The sequence below is a fragment of the Paraburkholderia caffeinilytica genome, from assembly GCF_046030355.1.
GTDB lineage: Bacteria > Pseudomonadota > Gammaproteobacteria > Burkholderiales > Burkholderiaceae > Paraburkholderia > Paraburkholderia caffeinilytica_B.
Genome location: NZ_JAQQCQ010000013.1, coordinates 175543 through 197509 on the forward strand (window position 1 = coordinate 175543; position 21967 = coordinate 197509).

Genomic DNA, 21967 nt, shown 5'->3' on the forward strand with positions numbered 1-21967 from the left:
GGGCTCCGTTATGGGTGCGTCGAACGCGCAGCCGAGAATGCGCCTAGCGGGCGCGGTGCAATAAGTGCTGGAAAGATCCGGATGAAGGCGCGCCGTCGCGGCGCAACAACGCGCCGATCATGAGCGCCGCCAGCAGACTCGACAGGCCTAATACGATCAGCCCCGCCGAGGTCGACGAAAACGCCCGTTCCGCCGCGGTACGCAGGCTCGGTGCAAAAAATCCACCGAGGCCGCCAAGCGAATTGATCAACGCGATCCCGCCCGCCGCTGCGGCGCCCGTGAGATAGCGCGTCGGAAATGTCCAGAACAGCGGTTGCGCCGCGATGAAACCGCTGGCCGCGCAGCACAGTGCGATCAAACCGATCGATGGGTTATGCGCAAGCCCTGAAACACCGATGCCCAGGCCCGCGAGCACCAGCAGCGCGACCGCCCAACGCCGGTGTCCCCCTGTGCGATCCGCACGACGCGGCACGTACCACGTGACGGCCAACGCACACAGCCACGGCACCGCGCCGACGAGTCCCACGCGCAAGCCGACCGTTGTGCCGAGCAATGCGGCCACCTGCTGCGGTAAATAGAAGATCACGCCGTAGACACTCATCTGAATCAACAGATAGATCGCCGACAGCAGCAACACACGGCGATCCACCAGCGCGGCGAGAATATGGCGCGGCCCATGCGCCGACGCAGCGAGCGCATCGTCGTCGAGTGCGCTGCGCAAAGTGGCGCGCTCCTGCGCGTCGAGCCAACGGGCGTCTTCAGGGCGGTTGTCGAGATACCAGAACGCCCATACGCCGACCAGCGAGGCCAAGGTTCCCTCGATCAGAAACAGCCATTGCCAGCCGGCCAGCCCCATTGCGCCATGCAATTCGAGCAGGGCACCCGACAACGGACTGCCGAAGATAAACGCCAGCGGCGCACCGAAATAGAACACGCCCACCGCACGCGCGCGCGCCGCTTGCGGAAACCAATGGGTCAGGTAGTAGATCACGCCGGGGAAAAAACCGGCTTCGGCGACGCCAAGCAGAAAGCGCAGTGCATAGAAAGCAGCCGGCGTATGCGCAAGACACATCGCCGCCGAAACGAGCCCCCAGGTCACCATGATCCGGCACATCCACGCGCGCGCGCCGACCTTGTGCAGCAGAAGATTGCTCGGTACTTCGAACAATGCATAACCGACGAAGAACACACCCGCGCCGAACGCAAAAGCCGCATTGGACAAACCCGTATCGTGCTGCAACGCCTTCTGCGCGAAACCGATATTGGCGCGATCGAGAAACGCCAGCACATACATCAGCAACAGAAACGGCAACAGCCGGCGCATGACCTTGCTGTTGATCGCCTCCAGTGAAGCGGGCGAATGCGGATTCATGTCGTCTCCTTCGCAGAGCATGCGGGTCGCACTCTGCGTTTTTTTCCTTTTCCACTTCTACGGCGACTTCTACTGCTCAGGTGATGCTGTGATGCCTCAGACTCAGTAAGTGGCGCGGCCGCCGGACAGGTCGAATACCGAGCCCGTGCTGAACGCGCAGTCCTCGGAAGATAGCCAGAGAATCAGCGACGCCGCCTCTTCCGGCAGCAGGAACCGGTTCATTGGAATCTTCGAAAGCATGTAGTCGATATGCTGCTGCGACATCGAATCGAAGATCTCCGTTTTGGCCGCGGCGGGCGTGACCGCATTGACGAGGATGTTCTTCGTCGCAAGTTCCTTGCCGAGGGATTTGGTCAAGCCAATGAGTCCGGCTTTGGAAGCACTGTAGTGCGAGGCGTTCGGGTTGCCCTCTTTGCCGGCCACCGACGCAATATTGACGATCCGGCCGTAGCCCTGTTTGAGCATGTGCGGCACGACCGCGCGGCAGGTCAGATACGGGCCGATCAGATTCACGTCGATCACGCGACGCCAGACCTCGGGGTCCAGCTCCCACGTCGTGCCGTTGCCGCCGGTGATGCCGGCGCAGTTGATCAGCACGTCGATCGCGCCATGGGCGGCGAGCGTTTGTGCCACCGCCTCAGCCACCGAGGCTTCCTGGGTGAGTTCGACGGTGACAGCGGTGACTTTGCCCAGTTCGCTGAGTTCGCGCTCGCTGCGCGCGAGGCGCTCGGCGTCGATGTCCCATAGCGCGACCGATGCGCCCGAGTTCAGCGCCCGTTGAGCCACCGCGTAGCCAATGCCGCGCGCACCGCCGGTAATGACGACGACACGCCCCTCCAGATCGATTCGATTCATCGCTGTGCTCCTGTAACAAGCCTGGGCGGCTTGCCGTTCAGTTGTTGTATTTCTGCTGTCTGTGCTTTCGTTCAGCAAATATACGAGCGGTGCGATGCGCTAACAATCCGTGTATTGGAGAGGCCGATAACAAAAGCGGATCGGTCGACGTGGCGCCAGAGGTGTGCGGCAATCGGTGGTGTGGCGTCAGCGGCTTACCCCGGCTAATCAGTACACGCCGGACACGCCATCGCTTTCACCTCCACCGCCTGCTCGCCCCGTCCGAAACTTGCAAGCGCCGCGAGCCCCAGCAGCGCCAAACCACTGCCGAAGAGAAAGTCGGCAGAAATGCCGACATGGTCGACTACCACGCCACCAACAAGCGATCCCAGCGCGATGGCAATCTGAATGACGCTGATAAACAGCGCGGAACCCGCTTCCGGCGAATCCGGCGTGGCGCGTTGAATCCAGATGCTGAAACACAGCGGCAGCGCGCCGAACGAAACACCCCACGCGAGGGCGAGCGCCGCAACACCGATCGGCGATTGTTCCAGCAGTGGCATCGCCAGCAGCGCGAACATAAGCAAGGAAACCATCACGCCCAGCGACGTTTTCAGATTACGCGTCACTGTCGACGAAACGGCGAAGTTCGAGAAGAAGCCAATCATGCCGAAGCCGAGCAGCAACCACGTAATCGTCGACATCGTGAAACTCGCGTTGTGCAACAGGAACGGCGTGATGTACGTGTACGAGGAGAAGTGCGCGCCGAATACGAGCGCCACCATCAACATGCTTCTACGCGGATGCGGGCGGCGCAGCACCCCCACCAGATCGCGCAGCTGCAATGCAGTGCTCGATGGCAAGGACGGCACGAAAACGAACTGCGCCACGAGCGCGACCGCAACGAGCACGCCGGTGGCCATAAACGATGCACGCCACGACGCGAAGCTGGCGATGAATGTGCCGAGCGGCACACCGATCACCGTTGCGCAGGTCACGCCGGTCAGAATCGTCGCCATGGCTCGCGCCGAGTCCTTCGGCTGCACGAGGCGTCCCGATGCGGCCGTCGCCAGGGTCCAGAATCCGCCCAAAGCCGCACCGAGCAGCGCGCGTCCAATCAGCATGACGAGGAAATCGGGCGCGAAGGCGGAAATCAGATTCGACGCCAGCAGCAAAGCCGTGAGCAACAGAAACACGCGCCGGCGATCCATCCGTCCGGCCACCAGCATCAAACCGGGCGCCGAGATGGCGGCAATCACACCCGGCACCGTGACCATCAGTCCCGCTGTGCCGGGCAGCACGCCCAGATCCGCCGCGATGCGCGGCAGCAATCCGACAGGTAAAAACTCCGTGGTCACAAAGGCGAACGCACCGATTGCAACGGCCACGACGGCGAGCCACGAACGCAGGGACGACGACGCGCCATCCTCCGGCGAGGCAATGCTCGCCGGCAGATTATCTTCCATCAACATAGTATTGTTTGCGGGTTACTAAACAACGGGTGGGATTGGAGCAGTCACACCGGACTAATCAAATCACGGACGGCAAATCATGAATAAAAAAGCAGGCGGTATTGGCCTGCTTATGATTGCGATCGGAAAAGACAACGGGTGAAAACCTGAATGGAACATACCTTAACATCGTATTAAATCGCCTGCTGACCACTCCGTAAAATTGCAGTCGGGCGTGTGGGTATTTCGATCAGGGCGCAGCGCGCGGCTGAGGTTGGAGGCGGTGCGTTCTGCTCCCGCACCGCCTCCCGAACTGCCGCTCTGCTATTGGCCAAAATAAATCCTGCATTGCGGCCCGGAAGAACACGGCCGCTCCTGTGGGCCCCCTACTTCCGTCGCGCCCGCGGCCACGCCGCCATAGGAGACGTTCTGCACCGGTTGCCCGGCCGGCATCGCGGTCCGCACAGTGTCGCCTAACGACATGTCGGTGGTGTCTTGCGCTGATTCGTTTGCGTTCTGCATGAGCGCCCGGCCCGATATAGCGTCCTGCTGGCTGTCCAGTGCGCCGGCTGTATTCGGCGCCAGAAACAGCGCGGCGCTTGCCAATGCCATCAATAAACGTAGTTTCATGTCCAGACTCCTCGAATCCGGCGCAGCAACGCTCATCCCCTTCAAAAAGAAGTAATCCGCGAAAAAACGTCGTGTCATCAAATCGAACTGACGGACGGGCGAATGCCTATGCGGGACTGCTGCTGCGAGTCACCGAACTAAACGAGTAATTAGTTGCCAGACCTGAAACCAATGTCGGGCGTGCACGCGCGGCTTGCCGGAACCGGTCGTCGCCAGGCTGGAAACGCAGATTGTTGCTCCGCTGTTTCGTTATAGGTCGGCCATTCAGGATTTCAATCCCGGCGGTGCAGGCGGCGTAAGCGGCGCCGGTTGCCCACCGATCCGGGACATGCGACAACAAAATCAGCCCTGCCGGCACGTGCGTTACCCGAACAGTGCGTTATGATGCTGCCATAACACACAAAAATCTGCCCCGCACGAGGCACCGGCGAGAGACGGAGCGTGGACATGAGGCCGACTGTTCGCAATCATTGCATTGTCATCACCGTTTTTTCCACTGTGGCCGTAGGGCTTACCCAGCCGTACCTGCCGCGCGGCGGAGCGCTTGAATATTCACTGATTGGCACAGTCAGCCTGATAGGCGGCCTGGTTGGACATATGCTGTACCGCAATATATGGGGCGGCGTTCCTTGACGCTGCAACTGGAATTTCCTTCGATCAATAACCTTACCGCGAGCGGGCTCCTATCCAAGGGCTCAATGCTGTCGCGGCATCCCCTTGCAATCTGTAATTGACAGAACACTGGACGCTTTAGAAGGACGAATATCTTATGGACGAAAGGAAGCGAGATAGCATGATTGCGTATCTCCGCCACCGCATGGAAGAGTTTGGTATCAAACCAGAAGACCTCGCCGCCGTGCTGGCGGCCGAACCGAAGGGGCAGAAAGCTGAACGCTACCGTAGCGCAACGGGAGATAGCTGGGACGGCCAGGGTGAAATGCCCCAATGGCTTAAACAGGCAATTAGCGCAGGTCAATCAATCGACCACTTCGAATTATCGGCCACGCCGGCACCCGCCCCGCAGCCGAGAAAACAGGTGGATTGGCTAAACGATCCGTTTGCGGGCAGCCCGCTTGCGCGCCCGAATAACCGCTAAGCCATCAGATTGTCAAACCGCTAGCGTAAAGGCACCACCCCGAGGCACTACCCGTACTTTTCTGGCCGCAACGACAAGACTCGGGCGACACCGGCATGCACGCGCTGTCGTCCAATGACGCAATGAATCCCTCGAAAGCCGTGTCGTGAACCGCCCGCGCATTGCGCGTCAGGCGTCGCTCGACCGGTTGACGCGTCGGGGCCGTTCACGCGTTGCACTGTATGGCGGGGCTCGTTGCATCGCTCACCGGTGCGCACGGTGCGTCGCTGATGCGAGCCGGCGGCGTCGCATACTGCGGCAATTCGATAAACGTGCTGACCTGCCGGACGATTTGCCAGAACACCTTTTCGAACAAACGGACTCGCTCCGGTTCGGACATGCCGTCGGCCAACGGATCGGCAAAGATCCAGTTGCACAACGAAGGCTCTCCGGGAAAGCATGGCGCATGATGCCCGGCGACGTACTCGTCCATGTTGACGACCAGGTCCATGCGCGGCGCCCATTCGCCGGTGAATTCCAGCCAGCTTTTCGGACTGAGCACGCCGAGGTCCGATATACCGGGCCGCAATTGCGCGATCGCAATAGGATGAACGCGCGTGGCCGGCTCCGGCCCTGCGCTGAACGCTTCGAACCGGTGCCCCGCCAGTTCGCGCAATAAAGCTTCGGCGATGATGCTGCGTGCTGAATTCTCGCGACAGAGAAACAGCACCTTATATTTTCTGGTCACGCTCACCCCGTATTTTTTTATCTCTCTATGTATGTGCAATTCTGCCGGCCCAGTCTTGCGCCCTCGTGACACTACGATGACCTAATTTGTTGCGCTACAAGAATTTGTACCAGGCCGCTCAAGCCACGCTCATCGCGCGCTTTACCGGCTACGAAGTGTAGCCGCGCAAAGCCGAGTCTTTCAATATGCCAACAACTGCGCGCCGACATCGCCTCACACGGAAGCGCCGCTTTCGGGCTGCCCGGAGACAATCCGATTCGCAGCGTCGCTTGTGCCGTCAGACACCGCCGGTAAAGGGTCGAACAGCATCGCCGCGGGCTGGGCATTGATCGCCTTGACGCCATTCACAATGCCGGGCGCTGCGACATACGGGATAAACGCCGCCACCGCAACGACAAAAATAAAAGTAACCATGGCCGTCGTGCCTCTCGGGATCTGCAACATGGAGGTCAAGCGAAGCGGGTTTTTCGCGGGGAAGATAGAGCCAGCGACAAGGAGAGGAGCAGCGAGCACATGCGCAATCCTGTGCCCGACACACTGATGCGTCCGCCACCCGCATGCATTGCAATCAAGAGCCGTCGCTTCATATCGACGCTCGAACGACACATGTCACGGACATGTCTTTGATTCTAGAAGTGGATATCCCGGCGCTGAAGGCCGCTCTCTATATCAATTCGGTCTACGTCTCGGGTCTACCGGCCAGAACCCTCTGTTCAAAACCGCAAGCCGTTCAGAAACTGGAACCAGAGTCCACCCAGTACGCCGACCGGATGCGCGTCGCTGGTACTTTCTTCGCGCTTGCCCGGGTTGCCGTGCTGACCGGGTGCGCCGTGATGGGCGGCATCGTCGTTCACGGCCGTTGTCTCCGTTCTGGCTGAAACGCCCGGGACGTCCGCTGTTTTTGCGGCCGCCTCGGCGGCAACCACAGCCTCCTCGGCCTCGCGCCGCGCCGCCTGCAGGGCCGAGACGCTGTCGGCGATCTGCGCGGCCCGGCGCGCCTCGCATCGACGCCCTAGCAACACACCGAACAGCACGTCGCGATTGTGGCCCTCGTCGGCGAAACGCATGGCGAGCGACACCATCTCGGCGTAGGCCGCCTCGTCCGCGGCGCGCGCGGCCGCTTCCCGTTCGGCTTGCGCTTTTTGCTGGCGGGCACGTTGCGCTTCCCAGCCGCGCATCTGCTCGGCATAGACCGCGTCATACACCTTGCGCTGCGCGGCGTCGGAGAGGATCGCGTAAGCGTCCTTGATTTCCTGGAAGGTGGCGCGCGCAACTTCTTCGGCGCCGCTATTGCGATCCGGATGCCATTTCATTGCGGCCTTGCGGTAGGCCCGCTTGATTTCTTCTTCCGTGGCGTGCGTGGGCACACCGAGCGTGTCATATAGGGTTGCCATCGCGTGTTCGACCTCACCGTGAATCGCTTCGCGGACCATCGTAGCATGCAAAAAACGGCTTTATCGTGAAGCGGCAAGCGCCGGCGCTGCTGAAAGACCAGACAAAAAAAAGGCCTCGCCACTGGTGTAGCGAGGCCGAGTCCCATGTCAAGGAGATGTCATGGAGGAGACGACTCGATCATAGCCGCGTGTGAACGCGCCCCCAAACAATGGTTCGCCATATGCTTATCCGGCGCGGCCTCAACTGCATTGCAACGGGCTGCGTATCGTCCCGGAAGCCTCCGTCAGACAGTCCGCCGCGCCGCCGATAACCCCGCGCGGTTATATCGTTAGAACAAAAAGTCGCTTCGCCCGGGTCGCGGCGGTCATTAAGATGACACTTCAAAGTCCGGTTCGCCCCGGTTCGTCTACGCGCAGCCCCGCGCCAGCGTCCCGTGAGCCGCTACCGAAGGAGCATTTCGTTGACCAGTTTCGATCATCACCGCCGGCCGCTCGTCATCGGCATCGGCGGCACGACACGCGCGGCGTCGTCGACCGAGCGCGCGCTCGGCTTTGCGCTGCGTGGCGCGGAAGCCGCGGGCGCGAATACCCGCCTGTTCGGCGGCACCTTCCTGCATAGCCTGCCTCACTACGCCCCGGAAAATCCCGAACGCACCGCCGAACAGCTCGAACTGATCGACGCCGTGCGCCATGCGGACGCGCTGATCATCGCGACGCCCGGCTATCACGGCGGCGTCTCCGGCCTCGTCAAGAATGCACTCGACACGCTCGAGGAGCTGCGCGCCGACGAACGCCCCTATCTGGATGGCCGCGCGGTCGGCTGTATCGTCACCGCTTATGGCTGGCAAGCTGCCGGCTCAGTGCTGACGTCGCTGCGCTCGATCGTCCACGCGCTGCGAGGCTGGCCGACGCCGTTCGGCGCCGGGATCAACACGCTGGAAACGCGCTTCGATACCGTCGATAGCTGTTCCGACGCCAAGGTCGTCGATCAGCTCGCTACCGTCGGCCAGCAGGCCGCGCAATTCGCGCTGGCGTTCAACGCGCATCGCACGCCGACGGCCGCGCCCATCGGCAATGCCACCAAGGAAGCGCAACCTGCCCGCTTGCTGCACGCGGTTTAACGCCCTTGCGCACCACGTCGAGGGTCTGCGCCTGCGGTCCCCGACGCACCCGTGTTTGCGCTGAAGCGGCGGCCGCGCCGCTGCCTCGGCGAACCATTCGACGCCGGGGTGCGCTGACCGCCTCTTCCTGCCAACCGCCGCATCCCAAACCGATAGCCTTCAAGGCCGACCAGCCGCGCCCTGCGCGCTCGAACGCGCTCGTGTTTCCGCTCGTTCAAACCGTGCGCCACACAACAGACGGCCCACCCGCAACGCCGGATAGTGTTTTCGAACACTGCGACTATGGTCCGATCCGGCCTCCTGAAGACCGTTCCCGAACCTCGCTGATTTGCTTACGACGAAAGATTGGTTCACCCGCTGCGCGGCGCGGCCTACGCTTGATCCTGCCCGCTTACCACCGGTTGCCTGACGCACAGGGTTGCGTCCCGCGCATCGGCTCCCTGGCAACACACGAGGGCACACTCACTGCCACGACCATGAATTCACCTATGCGCTACAAGGGTTACGAAGTCGCACCGGCTGCGCAACGACTACCCAACGGTCTGTTCGCCGCCAATCTGACCATAGAGAGAGCATCGGCAAGCCACGCTCAGGCCTACTCGTTCGACGCACTCGATTACTTCTTCGACGAAGAGCATGCGCTCGCCTATGCGTTCCGTTGGGGACGCATGTGGATCGACAGCCGCAAGTAACGCCCTCCGGCGGGTTCGTCCGATAGCGCGAGGCCGCCATACCGGTCTCACGCGCAAAACGAGTGCGCTGATCGCCCTGCGAACCGGCAACCTGGCGAACGCAAAGCGCGTTGCGCCACCCGGCGTCGATTCTTAAGCGGCTGTGCCAGAATAGGCGACACTTCCGTTCAAGGAGACGCCTGCGATGACATGGACCGTCGATCAACAGTTGGCCCTCACCGCAACCGAGGCGGTCGCCGAGATCCAGTCCGGGCGCCTCAAGGCCGCCGACTATATCGCCACGCTGCTGGCGCGCGCGGCATCGCTCTCGAGCCTCAACGCACTCACCACGCTCGACCTCGACGGCGCGCTGGCCGCCGCGCAGCGCATCGATGCATTGCCGCCCGAAACAAAAGCGCAATTGCCGCTCGCCGGTTTGCCCATCGTCGTGAAGGACAACATCAACACGGCCGGCTTGCAGACCTCGGCAGGCACGCCTGCTTTGGAGGGCTTCGTGCCGAAGACCAATGCGCCTTCGGTACAACGGCTTCTCGATGCGGGCGCGATCATCCTCGGCAAGGCCAACATGCACGAACTCGCGTTCGGCATCACCAGTACGAATTTCGCCACGCACGCCGGGCCGGTGCGCAACCCCTACGACCCCACGCTGATTCCCGGCGGCTCGTCGGGCGGCACCGCCGCCGCGATCGCCGCGCGCATCGTGCCCGCGGGTCTGGGCACCGACACGGGCGGCTCGACCCGCATTCCGGCCGCGTTGACCGGCATCGCGGGGTTTCGTCCCTCGGTCGGTAACGGCGGCGCCGAGCGGCGCTATCACGACCCGAATGCCGTCGTGCCGATCAGTCATACGCGCGACACGGTGGGGCCGATGGCGCGCACGGTCGCCGATATCGCTTTGCTGGACGGCGTAATCACCGGAACGGGACCGTTGCCCGCACTCACGCTGAATGGCTTGCGCATCGGCCTGCCCGAGCCGCTCTGGGACGGACTCGAAAAGCAGGTGGAAGAAGTCGCGCGCGCCGCCTTGCGCCGTCTCGAAGCGGCGGGTGTCATCTTCGTCCCCGTCGCGATGAGCGAACTGGAGACCTTGAACGGCCTGGTCGGCGGTCCGATCGCGATCCATGAGGCGCGTGAAGACGTCCTCGCCTGGCTCATCGCCAACCATGCGCCGGTCAAGACCGTCAGTGAAATGGCGGCCCGCATCGCGAGCCCGGACGTGCGCGCGATCTACGACGGCGTGCTCGCCGATGTACTCGGCGCCCAATACGACGCAGCGCTGAAACAATGGCGGCCGCGCTTGCAGCAGTATGTCGCGGCGACCTTCGCCGATGCGCATCTCGATGCGTTGCTATTCCCCACCACGCGCCTCACCGCGGTGCCGATCGACGACCTGAATGGCTCGTCGACAGTAGCGATCGATGGCGCCGCGCCGCTCGATACGATGGACGCGTTCCTGCGCAATACCGACCCGGCCAGCACATCCGGCATTCCGGGTTTGTCACTGGCTGCAGGCATGACGACCAGCGGCTTGCCGGTCGGCCTGGAACTCGATGGCCCGCTCGGCGAGGACCGGCGGCTGCTGGCGATTGGCGTCGCATTCGAGCAATTGCTCGGCGTGCTGCCGGCGCCGGTGCTCTGACGGCTTTGCAGATGTCGCCGAACGTGCCATTGCGTGCCATTGAAAATGCCGTTGAACATTCCGTTAAGCATTCCGTTGAACATTCCGCTAAAAAAGTGCCGATCCGCATGCCGATGACTCTCCGCCAACCCGCCCGCCTTCGGTCCACGCTTCTACGCACCGTCGCGGTATTAGCGGTCGCTTTCGCCGCCACGTCCTGTGCGCGCCTGGCCGCAGTCGATTCGAACGCGCTCTGGAAAATCGTCGATCTGCGTTGCGTGCCATCGCAACAGTCCACCGGCACGCCAGGCCAATGCACGGTGGTCGATCTCGACAAACACTATGTGATCCTGAAGGATATCGTCGGCCGCTCACAGCATCTGCTGATTCCGACCGACCGCGTCACCGGCATAGAAAGTCCATTCGTGCTGGCGCCGAACGCGCAGGACTACTGGGACGACGCGTGGACGTCCCGGCTATACGTGGAAAAATCAGTCAAGCGCTCCCTGCCCGACAACCAACTCGGCCTCGAGATCAATTCCCAGTACCGCCGCTCGCAAAACCAGCTGCATATCCATATCGACTGCATGCACAGCAAGATAAGCGACGCCCTCGCGCGTCACGCGAAAGACGCGCCTGGCAAGTGGCACTGGGATACGCTCGACGGCCAGCGCTACCGGATCATGCGCGTCACCTCGCTTACGCAGGCGAACAATCCGTTTCGCATCGTCGCGCGTGACAATGGAGACGCTGCGGCGATGGCCATGCAAACCATCCTCGTGACGGGCGCAGGACCATCGGCGGAACAGGACGGCTGGCTCGTCGTGAATAGCGGCCTCGATGTCGACAACGGCAGCGGCTCGGCGGAAGGCTTGCTCGATCACGCATGCCGCGTGGCGGACGGTGAATGAACATTGATTGTCGACCGCCCGGTCAGAATCGGCGAGCGCCGTACAAGACGTTTTGAGCGCTGGTAATTGCGACCTCTCGCTGCGTAAAGGCTTGCGATGTGTCCCTCCGCTTTTGCACGCATACGCAGATGCATTGCTGAACAAAATGGTTCTGGTCGTGTGAATTGGTCCGTAGGATCGGTCTAAACCTGCATTCAACCGATCCAGCCGATGGCGATTTATCTCGACGACACGCAACGCAAAGCACTCGCCCAACAGGCCACAAGCTGGACATGGCGCACACAATGGCCGACCTGGCTGCTGATCGTCACGATCTACACGGGATGGTTCGGCGTGGCCACGCACGCGCACGCGCTCGGCTTGCCACTGAGCACCGCGCTGCTGGCGTTGCTGGGCACGTGGTACATGTCCCTGCAACACGAATTGCTGCACGGTCATCCCACGCGTTCGCCGCTCTTCAACGCATTGTTAGGATTCGCGCCGCTCGCGGTATGGTTTCCGTATGGCGTTTATCGTGATTCGCATCTTCAGCATCACGACGATCCGCATCTGACGCTTCCCGAGCGTGATCCCGAAAGCTACTTCGTCAGTCAGCGCGTTTGGCGACGTGCCGGTTTCGCGTTTCGCGCGCTGCTGACGTTCCGCAATACGTTCGCCGGGCGCCTGCTAGTCGGGCCGGCTTTTGCCATTGCGGCGACGGGCGCGAATGCGCTCGCCAGGATCAAACGCGGCGATTGGCGCGATGTGCCGATGTGGCTCGCGCATCTGGCCACGTTAGCCGTGCTGACGGTGTGGCTTCAGCGCAGCTGCGGAATTCCGGTGTGGGCCTTTATTGTCGGCGCGGGATATGGATCGTTGTCGTTGGGTTCGATCCGCTCGTTTCAGGAACATCGCACGGCATCTGCTCACCAACATCGCACCGTCATCAATGAAGCGGCGTGGTTCTGGCGGCTGCTGTTCCTGAACAATAACTACCATCTGGTTCATCACGACTTACCGCATGTGCCGTGGTTTGCGCTTCGAGGCGTTTATGAAACGTCCCGCCCGCAATACATAGAGCGCTCAGGAGGTTTTCTCGTGCAGGGTTACAGCGAATGGTTGAGGCTTTACGCGTTCGCTCTGGCTGCGCACCCTGTGCAGGGAGATTCATCCGACTTTATCCAGATGAATCCGCCTGTTTTGCAGGCAAATCGCCCGTGAAATTCATGGTAATCGGCCTGACAACGCGGTATTGAACGCCAATGAGAGCATACCCACCAGAATGAGGCTCGCGGCCCAGACCGCATCCAGATTGAACCAGCTCCGTGACACGAACTTCAGCCCCAGGTAGCGGTAGACCAACCAGGCAAGAAGTCCACCGACCAGGATCATGGCGGTGGCATGAACGCCGGAGACAAGCAGCGCCATGCCCAGATTGGCGTCGATCAGCGCCTGCGCGGCCTGATGCCCCCGGTCCATGTCGTAGGACCGGCAAAGGCCGAGGTAGATCGGTACCAGCATCAGTCCCGCGCCATGCGCGATAGCCACGGCGAAGGACCAGAGCGCGAGGCGCGACGGCGGAATCCGCGCGAGCACACGCGGATGGCGCCGCCAGATCAGAAGGAAAACGCCAAAGCCGATAACCAGCACACTCGCGCCAATCTGGATCTCGCGCTGCCAGGCGAGCAGGATCGCCAGCATGGCGAAGGGCGCGATCACCACGAACATGGCCAGCACGTGTCCCGCCGCGAGATACAGGAGTGCGGAGAACAGCGACCGGGTCCGTCTGTCCATCAATCCGCTCGACACGGCGAGCGGCCATCCCATTGCCGGGTTGAGCCCGTGATAGAGACCGCTCGCCGCGACGGCTAACCAAAGACCGGCCTGCGGCCAGCCGCCCCCCATCAAGTCCCCACCGACGGGTAGCAGAACGAATCGGTCGAACAGTCGCCGCCTTCGAGCCGGATCTGGTGCGCCCGGTATCCGTCGGGAAAGTCGACCCAGTAGTCGTCGGCGAGCGCAAGGCCGCCACCAGGTTCAGCCCGGGCCATCACCTGCGCCGCAGGCACGCCGTCCGGGTAGAACTGGTTGTCCCACGTCGAGTAGAGCGAATTGGTCCAGTAGACGCGCTTCCCGTCACGGCTGATCTCGACCATCTGCGGACCACCCGCAAAGGTCTTGCCATTCGGATGGGGCGTGCGCCGCACAATTCCGCCGATGTGAACCGACCCGGTGAGCTTCGGTTTCCGCGGTTCCGTCACGTCGTACTGGCGCAGCTCGCCGGTTCCCCAGCAGGCGACGTAGAGGAATTTGTCGTCGATGGACAGATCGATATCGGTGACGAGCGGCGGCACCGCGCCGAATCCCTGCAGCAAAGGTGGCAGCAACTCCGTGGCTGCGGGCTCGGGCGGGATGGTCGCGGTCTTCTCGATGTGGAACTTCCCATCTTCCCGCCACCAGGTCCAGATCGATCCTTCAAGATTCGTCGTATCCACCACCACGCCGATGAAGCCGTATTCGCGGCTGGGATCGTGCGCGGGCCGCACTTCGAGCGCCATCTGATGATTGGCGCCGAGGTCAATCGTCTGCACATTGCGCCTCGCCCGCAAATCCCAGAAGTGGATGTGGTGTCCGTACTTGTTCGACAGAAGATCTTCGGGGACGATTCCGTTCTCGAATTGCGGCGGCAGCGCCCATTCGCTCGACACCATGTAATCGCGCGGCAGGTTCCACCAGAAATCGTAGTGTTTTTCCTGCGGCCCACGGTCGATCTCCCAGCGGCCGAGCACCTCGAACGTCTCGCAGTCCATGATGAAGATGCCCGGGGGGCCATCTGTGCCATCCTTCCCCCCTCCGCCGAGCGTGCTGACGTAGATGCCTTCAGGCCCACAGTGGACCGTATGCGGACGCGAATAGCCCGTCTTGCGGAAGATTTCCTCGGGTTCGATGATCTTGTGAATTCGCGCCTGGGTCGGATGAGGCTTGGTGTCCACAATGTAGATGCGCGACGAGCGCATCCCCGGAATGATCAGATAGCGCCGTTCGAGAAAGGCGTGGCCGGTCAGCGGCGAGAGTGACGACGAGCAGGCATTCCATCCGAAGTGGTGAAATTCGTCCCCCTTGTTCGGCACCGGCACGGTGTGAACCACCTGGCTGTAGGTTGGCGATCCGGGCTTCACGTCGATAACGGCGAGCGCGTCCGGCTGCGAGAAATCGGGGCTGAGCAGCAACGTGTAGGCAAAGTCTTCCGCTGGCGCATCCATCGCGAGTTTCGGCGATGCATGGAACGTAGGATCTGGACGCATTCCCATGACAGGGTCTCCTTGTCTCTCTGGTTCGGGCCTAAGGCGTTCGTATGCTCATTCTCTTCGACGGATCGCACGCCTTGTTGCGAACCGTCGTTGCCATTGTCGCGCCATTGGACCGTTAGTGCTGCACGCCCCAGCGCCGCACAGTCACGCGCTCTAGCGTATCGAACACCAGATGCTCGACCAGCAAGCCGATCACGATGACCGCGGCCAAGCCGGCGAAAACGCGATCCGTATACAACTCGTTGCGATTCTGAAAAATATACCAGCCCAACCCACCGCTGCCGGAACTCGCCCCGAATACGAGTTCGGCGGCAATCAGCGTGCGCCACGCAAAGGCCCAGCCCACGCGCAAGCCGGCCAGAATCGACGGCAATGCGGCCGGCACCAGGATCAACAGCACATGGCGCATACCGGTGAGGCCGTAGTTACGCCCCGTCATGCGCAGCGTTGCCGGCACCGATTGAAAACCGGAATAAGTGTTGAGCGCAAGCGGCCACAGCACCGAGTGCACCAGAACGAATAGCAGGCTGCCGGTGCCCAGGCCGAACCAGAGCAAAGCGAGCGGCAACAGCGCGATGGATGGCAACGGGTTAAACATCGCGGTCAGCATCGACAGGAAATCGCGGCCTATACGCGTCGACACGGCAAGCGACGTGAGCACAAACGCGAGTGCGGCGCCAAGCAGATAGCCGCGCAGCAGCACGGACATCGATACCGCCGTTTTCTGCAGCAGTTCGCCCGACCAGATGCCTTGTACGAAGGCGCTGAACGTCGCGCCGAAAGTCGGCAGCAGCAGATCGTTGTCGACCGCACGCGCGGCGATTTCCCACCCCACGATCAGCACCAGTGCAATCAGCGTCTTGCGCACCCAGCCTTGCGCAACGATGCGCTTGCCGAGCGGCAGCGGCGCTTCGACAATAAGTTCACCGAGCGGTTCGAGCGGGCGCTCATACTCTTCGCGAACCGGCGGCAACAGGATGGGCGTGCTCATTGAACGGCCTCGGTTTGCTCGAACAACAGGTGATGAATGCGCGCAACACTGTGCTGAAAGTCGCTACGCCCGGAACTATCGTGCGAATACTGGTGGCTGTTGAGTTCGGCGCGCACGCGGCCTGGATGCGGCGACAGCAACAGAATCCGGTTGCCGACCACCAGCGCCTCTTCGATCGAATGGGTGACGAACAGCAGCGTGAAGTTCACCTCTTCCCACAAACGCAGCAGTTCCTCCTGCATCTTGCGGCGGGTCAGCGCATCGAGCGCGGCGAACGGTTCGTCCATCAGCAGCACGCGCGGTTGCATGGCCAGCGCGCGGGCAATCGCCACGCGTTGCTTCATACCGCCCGACAACGTATGCGGATAGGCGTCGGCAAACGAAGCAAGCCCCACCTTGTCGAGATAATGCAGCGCGCGTTCCCTGGCTTCCGCACGCGAAAGCTTCTTCGCCACCCGCAGCGGGAAAGCCACGTTCTGCAGCACCGTTTTCCACGGCGGCAACTGGTCGAATTCCTGGAACACGACGATACGATCGGCGCCGGGACCTCGCACAGGAACGCCGTCGAGCGCGATGCTGCCGGATGTCGGCTGGATGAAGCCGGCCACGGCTTTGAGCAGGGTCGACTTGCCGCAACCCGACGGCCCCAGCAGCACGAAACGGTCGCCGCCATAGACATCGAAACTCACGTCATGGGTCGCGCGAACGATCCGCTCGCGCGTGCGGTATTCGAGGTTGATATGCTCGACTGCGAGCAGCCTTGCGCTGGTCGCCGGCGTGATCTGCCCGCCACCGTTCGGAAACAGCAAGGTAGGATTGGCCACCATCAGATCGCTCCCTGTAAGCCGACCGCACGGGTCGATGAATGGCCGGCGAAGCTCAACCGGAAAATCACGCTCAACTGCCCGCCGCGGTTGCCGGGTCGTCGAAGAAGTAATCCTTCCACGACTTCGGCTCGTTCTTGATCGCGCCGACGCGATACATGAACTGCGCGAGTCCGAACGTGTTCTGCGGTGCGACCTTGAACTGCACCTGCGGATCCTTGATGACCTTCAGCAGCAGATTACGGTCGACCTTCGACTGATTCGTACGGATGTAGATATCGGCCGCGGCGTCGGGATTCGCCGAGATAAAGCGTGCGGCATCCGCCAGTGCATCGACGAATGCGCGGTAAGTCTTCGGATTGTTGTCGCGAAATTTTTCTGTCGCGTAGAGAACGGTCGCCGAACTCGGGCCACCGAGCACGTCGTATGAATTCAGCACAATATGCGCCTTCGGATTGCCGGCGAGTTCCTGCTCCTGAAACGGCGGATTGCCGAAGTGTCCGGTGATTTCCGTGCCGCCCGCGATGATCGCCGCTGCCGCGTCAGGATGCGGCAGCGCCTGCGTGAACTTGTCGAGGCGGTTGTAATCCTTGTCGCCCCAACGCTTCGCCGCCGCGTATTGCAGCACGCGCGATTGCACCGACACATTGACCGCCGGCACCGCGATGCGGTCCTTCTCGGTGAAGTCGGCGATCGTCTTGACATCGGGATTGTTGCTGATGAGGTAATACGGCAAATTGCCGAGCGACGCCACGCCCTTCACGTTCTGCTTGCCGTGCGTGCGATCCCAGATCGTCAGCAAGGGGCCGACGCCCGCTCCGGCGATATCCACCGCGCCGGAGAGCAGCGCGTCGTTGACCGCGGCGCCGCCCGAAAGCTTCACCCAGTCGACCTTGATATCGAGGCCCTGCTTGCGCCCTTCTTTCTCGACAAATTGCTGGTCGCGCGCCACGTTCAGCAGCAAATAGACGATACCGAACTGTTCGGCGACGCGGATCTGCCCTTCGGCGTGAGCAGGTACGGTTGCGCCGAAGCCCACCACGCCCATCGATACAGTCAGCAGCGCCGCGCTCAGGCGGCGAGCAAAGAACGACCGCGCAGCGGTCGGATGAAACCTGGCAAGCATCGGAACTCCGGTCAGCATGTGAGTGTGGTCAAAGCGGGCGGCGTTGCCGTCAAAACGGCACGTCGCCTTCAATCGTCGTGCGATACAGTTTGCGGCGCAGATGATCCGGCGTGCCGGCTGCCAGATGCATCAAGGAGCGGTTGTCCCAGAACACCATGTCGTGTTCGGCCCATTGATGCCGGTACAGATGCTCGGGGCGCACGCTGTGCGCAAAAATTTCTTCGAGCAGTGACTTGCTCTCGTCTTCCGGCAAACCGATCACGCGGGTCGTGAAATGCTCGCTGACGAACAGCGCGCGTCGCCCGGTCTCAGGATGCGCGCGCACGACCGGTTGCACCACCGGTTTCACCTGGGCGATCTGCTCCGCCGAGAGATTCGGCCGCCATGGGCTGCGTTTCTGCAATTCCGCGTATTTCGCGAGATACGTGTGCTCCGCCGAACGCCCTTCCACTGCGCTGCGCAAGTGCGCCGGCAACGTGTCCCACGCGAGGTGCATGTTGGCGAACAGCGTGTCGCCGCCTTCCGCGGGCAGTTCCTGCGCATGCAGCATCGAACCGAGGCTCGGCTTCTCCTTGTACGACAGATCCGAATGCCAGTAGTGACCGGCGTCGCCGAGACCGATCGGCTGGCCGTTCTCGACGATGTTCGAGACGACCAGCACCTCTGGATAGCCCGCCAGCTGGAATTGATGCAGCACATGAATCTGCAGCGGCCCGAAGCGGCGGCTGAAGGCAATCTGCTGATCCGGCGTGATGCGTTGATCGCGAAACACCAGCACGTGATGGTCCAGATGTGCACGGTGGATGCGTGCGAAATCGTCCTGACCCAGCGGCTTACCGAGATCGAGACCCAGCACCTCCGCGCCGACGGGACCGTCGAAAGCACGAATTTCGATGCGCTGGGCTTGATTGACTTGGCCAGCGGCGCTGGCGGCGGTGGGTGCAGAGACTGTCGTCACAGGAAACTCTTGGTCGAATCTGTTCGAAAGACGCCGGCAAGGGCGCAGCCAGACGAATTTACCGGTGCCCGCGCGCGAGGACAACGAAGCAAATCGGATACGGTTATCTGCTGAAGTGATAAACCCGATGCTGTAACGCGCTGCGGGCTGTGAGCCGGAGGCACTGCCGTGCTCAGTGGTGGAATAACGATGTGAGAATAAATCGGTTCAGTCATCCTGTTCGGGCAAATAAAGTGATCCGGCATCGCCTGGGGCCTTCATGGCCCTCAGGCTTGAGCGTCGAATTCTTTCTCTCCAGGAGCAGTCAATGACAGCATCGAACGCACGAACGGCCGACCATCCCATCGCCCCGCAATTCCTCAACCGCTGGTCGCCGCGCGCTTTCACCTCCGACCCGATCCCGGACGCCGCCCTGCTGACGCTTCTCGAAGCCGCCCGCTGGGCGCCGTCTTCCTATAACTCCCAACCTTGGCGTTTCGTCTATGCAAGACGGGACACGCCCCACTGGGAACAATTCCTCGGCTTCCTTAACGAATTCAATCGAAGCTGGGCCCGTGAGGCAGCAGCCATTGTCGTCGTGCTCTCCAAGAGCACGTTCACGCCGCCCGGCGGCGCGGCTGAAGTCCCGGCGCCCACCCATTCGTTCGACACCGGCGCCGCGTGGGCCTATCTGGCGCTACAGGCCAGCCTTTCCGGATGGCATGCGCACGGCCTCGCCGGCATCGAACGAGAGAAGATCCGTCAGGCGCTCGCCGTTCCGGACGTCTACTCCATCGAAGCCGCTATCGCGATCGGCCGCGCGGGTGACAAGGCCTCGCTGCCGGAAGCGCTGCAGGCGCGCGAAGTGCAGAGCCAGCGCAATTCGCTGACTGCCATCGCATCGGAAGGGCGTCTCGTTCTCTGATTCGCCTGTTTCTTCAACCGGCTCGCGGCGGCGCGAGCCGGTGAAAGCTGCTCTCACAGGACGCGGAGGTGGCAGGCGCCAGCGCCTATCCCCCGGAAGCGGTGGTCGACGCGCCCGCCGTTTCAGCTCGCTTCGTGGCGAAGTTCCAGCGCAACGCCGCAGCCGTATCGACCGGCGCCGGCAGAAGACCCGCCCGATAGAAGGTGTCGGCGATCTTTTGCTGCTCACCGAAATTCTGCGCATCCACGGCGCGTACGGCATAACTGCGGCGCCCATTCGCACGCTCGATCGTCGCCGCGTCCAAGCCCCAGATCGGGGCGAGTAGCTTTGCCGCATCGTCGGGATGGCTGCGGACCCATGCACCTGCCGACGTCAATTGTGCAAACACCGTGCTAATCACATCCGGGTGGGCCGCAGCGAAGCTGCTGGACGCCAGGTAGTACCGTTGATAGGAGGCAAGGCCATCGCCGTTGGCGAGGATGCGCACGTCCGGCGCTTTGTCGACCGCGGCGACATACGGGTCCCACGTGACCCACGCATCCACGCTGCCGCGCTCGAAGGCGGCACGTCCATCGGCGGGCGTCAGATAGCTGATGCGCACGTCAGCAGGCGCGAGACCTGCTTTGGCGAGCGCGGCGAGCAGCAGATAGTGGCTGCCAGCCGCCTTCGTCACCGCGATGCGCTGGCCCTTCAGGTCGGCGAGCGTATGCAGCGGACCGTCGCGCTTCACGATAATCGCCTGGGCACCCGGCGACGGCGCTTCCTGCGCAACATACACAAACCGTGCGTGAGCGGCTTGCGCGAACACCGGGACTGTATCGGCAACATCGGCGCTAAAGTCGACCGCGTCGGCGTTGAGCGCTTCGGTCAGCGGCAAGCCGCTGGCAAACTCGTTCCAGGTAATGGTCACACCCAGTGGCGCCAGCGCCTGCTCCAACGAGCCACGCGCTTTCAGGATCGTGATGAGCGTTGAAGACTTTTGATAACCGATCCGCAGTTTTAGCGGGGCCGAAGGATTGGCGGCGGTCTGCGCGTGAGCGGCGCTCACGACGAGCAGCGATGTCAGCACCGCGCGAGTGAGCAAACGAAAGATGGAAAGGGTCACGGTTCGGAATTCCAATCAGTGCACGTCCAGGTCGACGATCATCGGCAATGCGGGATCGACGGCCCATTCGTTTAACGATCCGTCGTAGATCGTCACGTTGTAAAAGCCACACACTGCCAACGCCAACGCGAGCCCCGCTGCCGTGATCCCGCCACCACAGTAGGTCACGATGCGCGTGCCAGACTCCGTCGAAGCCGCGAGCCGTTCCCGCAACACCTCGACCGGAAACAACGCATTGGTGGCAGGATCGATCAGTTCGTCGAAGGGTACGCTGAGACTGGAAGGAATCCGCCCAGGTCTCGGATAAGCCTGCTCGGCACCGGAGAACACCGGACGGCGCAACGCATTGCACAACACGCCTTGTCCACCGGTATCGAGCATGCGGGACACATAGGCCTTGTCGACGAAGGCATCGGCATCGAATTGCGGTTCGAATGGCGTGCCGGCCTGTGTCAGGCGCTGCCCGGCGCCCTGTTCGAGCGCCCTGCCTTCGCTGCGCCATTTTTTCAGGCCGCCGTCGAGCACGGCCACCTGATCGTGTCCGAAGGCGCGCAGTACCCACCAGACGCGAGCCGCCCAGATACCGTCAAGCGAGTCGTAGACGACCACCAGGCTGTCCCGCGTGATGCCATGCGCCGCGGCCGCGTCGGCGATTTGCTGCGAGGTTGGCCGTGTAAACGGAAACGCTGCCTGCGGGTCCGAAAACTGATTCACGAGGTCGGCAAAGGTCGCGCCAGGGATATGCCCTTCGGCTTCGAATTCGCGCAATGCCGGACGCCGCACGAAGCGCAACTCGCCTAGCGCTTCCTTGATGATGGTAGCGTCGAGCACGACCAGATTCGCTGTGCCAAGATGCGCGGCCAGCCACGCGGTCGACACTAGCGGTCCAAATGAAGATCGGTTCGTCATGGTATTGAATCGAA

General features: G+C 62.1%; 22 protein-coding genes. 7 read left to right on the forward strand and 15 right to left on the reverse strand.

Features of this window, described 5'->3' with window-relative positions; all coding sequences use genetic code 11:
- Positions 1–43: 43 nt before the first annotated feature.
- The 4 genes from PQQ95_RS20590 to PQQ95_RS20605 form a co-directional block, all read right to left on the reverse strand.
- Entirely contained in the window at positions 44–1372 is a 1329-nt protein-coding gene (locus tag PQQ95_RS20590) for an MFS transporter (protein ID WP_408439927.1), read from the reverse strand.
- 102 nt (positions 1373–1474) lie between these two features.
- The gene (locus PQQ95_RS20595; protein ID WP_408439930.1) at positions 1475–2227 is read right to left on the reverse strand and encodes an SDR family NAD(P)-dependent oxidoreductase; all 753 of its coding nucleotides are present in this window, start codon (positions 2225–2227) and stop codon (positions 1475–1477) included.
- Between the two features lie 203 nt (positions 2228–2430).
- The gene (locus PQQ95_RS20600) at positions 2431–3678 is read right to left on the reverse strand and encodes an MFS transporter (protein WP_408439933.1); all 1248 of its coding nucleotides are present in this window, start codon (positions 3676–3678) and stop codon (positions 2431–2433) included.
- Positions 3679–3981: 303 nt separating this feature from the next.
- Complete coding sequence (locus PQQ95_RS20605; protein ID WP_408439936.1) at positions 3982–4287, reverse strand: hypothetical protein; 306 nt, start codon at positions 4285–4287, stop codon at positions 3982–3984.
- Positions 4288–5056: 769 nt separating this feature from the next.
- Here PQQ95_RS20605 and PQQ95_RS20610 point away from each other — a divergent pair.
- Positions 5057–5383: an H-NS histone family protein gene (locus PQQ95_RS20610; RefSeq protein WP_408439939.1), complete on the forward strand. Its 327-nt coding sequence runs from the start codon at positions 5057–5059 to the stop codon at positions 5381–5383.
- Positions 5384–5588: 205 nt separating this feature from the next.
- Here the strand turns inward: PQQ95_RS20610 and PQQ95_RS20615 are convergent, their stop codons facing one another.
- The 3 genes from PQQ95_RS20615 to PQQ95_RS20625 form a co-directional block, all read right to left on the reverse strand.
- Positions 5589–6110 (reverse strand): arsenate reductase/protein-tyrosine-phosphatase family protein, encoded by a 522-nt coding sequence (locus PQQ95_RS20615; protein ID WP_408439941.1) that lies wholly within the window; start codon positions 6108–6110, stop codon positions 5589–5591.
- 213 nt (positions 6111–6323) lie between these two features.
- The gene (locus tag PQQ95_RS20620) at positions 6324–6554 is read right to left on the reverse strand and encodes a hypothetical protein (RefSeq protein ID WP_408439944.1); all 231 of its coding nucleotides are present in this window, start codon (positions 6552–6554) and stop codon (positions 6324–6326) included.
- A gap of 269 nt (positions 6555–6823) precedes the next feature.
- Entirely contained in the window at positions 6824–7504 is a 681-nt protein-coding gene (locus tag PQQ95_RS20625) for a J domain-containing protein (protein ID WP_408439947.1), read from the reverse strand.
- Between the two features lie 461 nt (positions 7505–7965).
- Here PQQ95_RS20625 and PQQ95_RS20630 point away from each other — a divergent pair, with 461 nt between their 5' ends.
- The 5 genes from PQQ95_RS20630 (at position 7966) to PQQ95_RS20650 (ending at position 13046) form a co-directional block, all read left to right on the forward strand.
- Entirely contained in the window at positions 7966–8625 is a 660-nt protein-coding gene (locus PQQ95_RS20630; RefSeq protein WP_408439949.1) for an NADPH-dependent FMN reductase, read from the forward strand.
- Positions 8626–9101: 476 nt separating this feature from the next.
- Positions 9102–9317: a DUF6566 family protein gene (locus tag PQQ95_RS20635; RefSeq protein ID WP_408439952.1), complete on the forward strand. Its 216-nt coding sequence runs from the start codon at positions 9102–9104 to the stop codon at positions 9315–9317.
- Between the two features lie 184 nt (positions 9318–9501).
- On the forward strand, positions 9502–10956 hold the full coding sequence (gene iaaH / locus PQQ95_RS20640) for an indoleacetamide hydrolase (RefSeq protein ID WP_408439954.1): 1455 nt from the start codon (positions 9502–9504) through the stop codon (positions 10954–10956).
- A gap of 113 nt (positions 10957–11069) precedes the next feature.
- Positions 11070–11846 (forward strand): CDP-diacylglycerol diphosphatase, encoded by a 777-nt coding sequence (locus PQQ95_RS20645; RefSeq protein ID WP_408440072.1) that lies wholly within the window; start codon positions 11070–11072, stop codon positions 11844–11846.
- Between the two features lie 210 nt (positions 11847–12056).
- A complete protein-coding gene (locus PQQ95_RS20650) occupies positions 12057–13046 on the forward strand; it encodes a fatty acid desaturase (protein ID WP_408439957.1) in 990 nt (329 codons plus the stop codon).
- Between the two features lie 3 nt (positions 13047–13049).
- Here PQQ95_RS20650 and PQQ95_RS20655 read toward each other — a convergent pair whose 3' ends face one another.
- The 6 genes from PQQ95_RS20655 to PQQ95_RS20680 all read right to left on the reverse strand — a co-directional run bounded on the left by PQQ95_RS20655 (position 13050) and on the right by PQQ95_RS20680 (position 19035).
- Positions 13050–13730, reverse strand: coding sequence for a hypothetical protein (locus PQQ95_RS20655; protein ID WP_408439960.1), 681 nt, complete (start codon positions 13728–13730; stop codon positions 13050–13052).
- Positions 13730–15136, reverse strand: a complete 1407-nt coding sequence (locus PQQ95_RS20660; protein ID WP_408439962.1) for a selenium-binding protein SBP56-related protein — start codon at positions 15134–15136, stop codon at positions 13730–13732. The genes PQQ95_RS20655 and PQQ95_RS20660 overlap by 1 nt, the downstream gene beginning before the upstream one ends.
- A 115-nt stretch (positions 15137–15251) precedes the next feature.
- Positions 15252–16127 (reverse strand): ABC transporter permease, encoded by an 876-nt coding sequence (locus PQQ95_RS20665; RefSeq protein ID WP_408439965.1) that lies wholly within the window; start codon positions 16125–16127, stop codon positions 15252–15254.
- Positions 16124–16954, reverse strand: coding sequence for an ABC transporter ATP-binding protein (locus tag PQQ95_RS20670; RefSeq protein ID WP_408439968.1), 831 nt, complete (start codon positions 16952–16954; stop codon positions 16124–16126). The genes PQQ95_RS20665 and PQQ95_RS20670 overlap by 4 nt, the downstream gene beginning before the upstream one ends.
- Before the next feature lie 70 nt (positions 16955–17024).
- The gene (locus tag PQQ95_RS20675; RefSeq protein ID WP_408439969.1) at positions 17025–18077 is read right to left on the reverse strand and encodes an ABC transporter substrate-binding protein; all 1053 of its coding nucleotides are present in this window, start codon (positions 18075–18077) and stop codon (positions 17025–17027) included.
- A gap of 49 nt (positions 18078–18126) precedes the next feature.
- Positions 18127–19035, reverse strand: coding sequence for a TauD/TfdA dioxygenase family protein (locus PQQ95_RS20680; protein ID WP_408439972.1), 909 nt, complete (start codon positions 19033–19035; stop codon positions 18127–18129).
- A 307-nt stretch (positions 19036–19342) separates the two neighbouring features.
- On the opposite strand from PQQ95_RS20680, the gene PQQ95_RS20685 reads away from it, so the two are divergent.
- Positions 19343–19939 carry a nitroreductase family protein gene (locus PQQ95_RS20685; protein ID WP_408439974.1) on the forward strand — a complete coding sequence of 199 codons (597 nt, stop codon included), beginning with the start codon at positions 19343–19345 and terminating at the stop codon, positions 19937–19939.
- An 85-nt stretch (positions 19940–20024) separates the two neighbouring features.
- On the opposite strand, the gene PQQ95_RS20690 is transcribed toward PQQ95_RS20685, so the two are convergent.
- Positions 20025–21044 (reverse strand): aliphatic sulfonate ABC transporter substrate-binding protein, encoded by a 1020-nt coding sequence (locus PQQ95_RS20690; RefSeq protein ID WP_408439976.1) that lies wholly within the window; start codon positions 21042–21044, stop codon positions 20025–20027.
- 15 nt (positions 21045–21059) lie between these two features.
- Positions 21060–21953 (reverse strand): sulfurtransferase, encoded by an 894-nt coding sequence (locus PQQ95_RS20695; RefSeq protein WP_408439978.1) that lies wholly within the window; start codon positions 21951–21953, stop codon positions 21060–21062.
- Between the last annotated feature and the right edge of the window lie 14 nt (positions 21954–21967).

Coding starts and splice junctions, on each gene's coding strand:
- PQQ95_RS20590 (WP_408439927.1), bottom strand. CDS start 1,372: ATGAATCCGCATTCGCCCGCTTCACTGGAGGCGATCAACAGCAAGGTC.
- PQQ95_RS20595 (WP_408439930.1), bottom strand. CDS start 2,227: ATGAATCGAATCGATCTGGAGGGGCGTGTCGTCGTCATTACCGGCGGT.
- PQQ95_RS20600 (WP_408439933.1), bottom strand. CDS start 3,678: ATGTTGATGGAAGATAATCTGCCGGCGAGCATTGCCTCGCCGGAGGAT.
- PQQ95_RS20605 (WP_408439936.1), bottom strand. CDS start 4,287: ATGAAACTACGTTTATTGATGGCATTGGCAAGCGCCGCGCTGTTTCTG.
- PQQ95_RS20610 (WP_408439939.1), top strand. CDS start 5,057: ATGGACGAAAGGAAGCGAGATAGCATGATTGCGTATCTCCGCCACCGC.
- PQQ95_RS20620 (WP_408439944.1), bottom strand. CDS start 6,554: ATGTTGCAGATCCCGAGAGGCACGACGGCCATGGTTACTTTTATTTTT.
- PQQ95_RS20625 (WP_408439947.1), bottom strand. CDS start 7,504: ATGGCAACCCTATATGACACGCTCGGTGTGCCCACGCACGCCACGGAA.
- PQQ95_RS20635 (WP_408439952.1), top strand. CDS start 9,102: ATGAATTCACCTATGCGCTACAAGGGTTACGAAGTCGCACCGGCTGCG.
- iaaH (WP_408439954.1), top strand. CDS start 9,502: ATGACATGGACCGTCGATCAACAGTTGGCCCTCACCGCAACCGAGGCG.
- PQQ95_RS20645 (WP_408440072.1), top strand. CDS start 11,070: ATGACTCTCCGCCAACCCGCCCGCCTTCGGTCCACGCTTCTACGCACC.
- PQQ95_RS20650 (WP_408439957.1), top strand. CDS start 12,057: ATGGCGATTTATCTCGACGACACGCAACGCAAAGCACTCGCCCAACAG.
- PQQ95_RS20655 (WP_408439960.1), bottom strand. CDS start 13,730: ATGGGGGGCGGCTGGCCGCAGGCCGGTCTTTGGTTAGCCGTCGCGGCG.
- PQQ95_RS20660 (WP_408439962.1), bottom strand. CDS start 15,136: ATGGGAATGCGTCCAGATCCTACGTTCCATGCATCGCCGAAACTCGCG.
- PQQ95_RS20665 (WP_408439965.1), bottom strand. CDS start 16,127: ATGAGCACGCCCATCCTGTTGCCGCCGGTTCGCGAAGAGTATGAGCGC.
- PQQ95_RS20670 (WP_408439968.1), bottom strand. CDS start 16,954: ATGGTGGCCAATCCTACCTTGCTGTTTCCGAACGGTGGCGGGCAGATC.
- PQQ95_RS20675 (WP_408439969.1), bottom strand. CDS start 18,077: ATGCTTGCCAGGTTTCATCCGACCGCTGCGCGGTCGTTCTTTGCTCGC.
- PQQ95_RS20685 (WP_408439974.1), top strand. CDS start 19,343: ATGACAGCATCGAACGCACGAACGGCCGACCATCCCATCGCCCCGCAA.
- PQQ95_RS20695 (WP_408439978.1), bottom strand. CDS start 21,953: ATGACGAACCGATCTTCATTTGGACCGCTAGTGTCGACCGCGTGGCTG.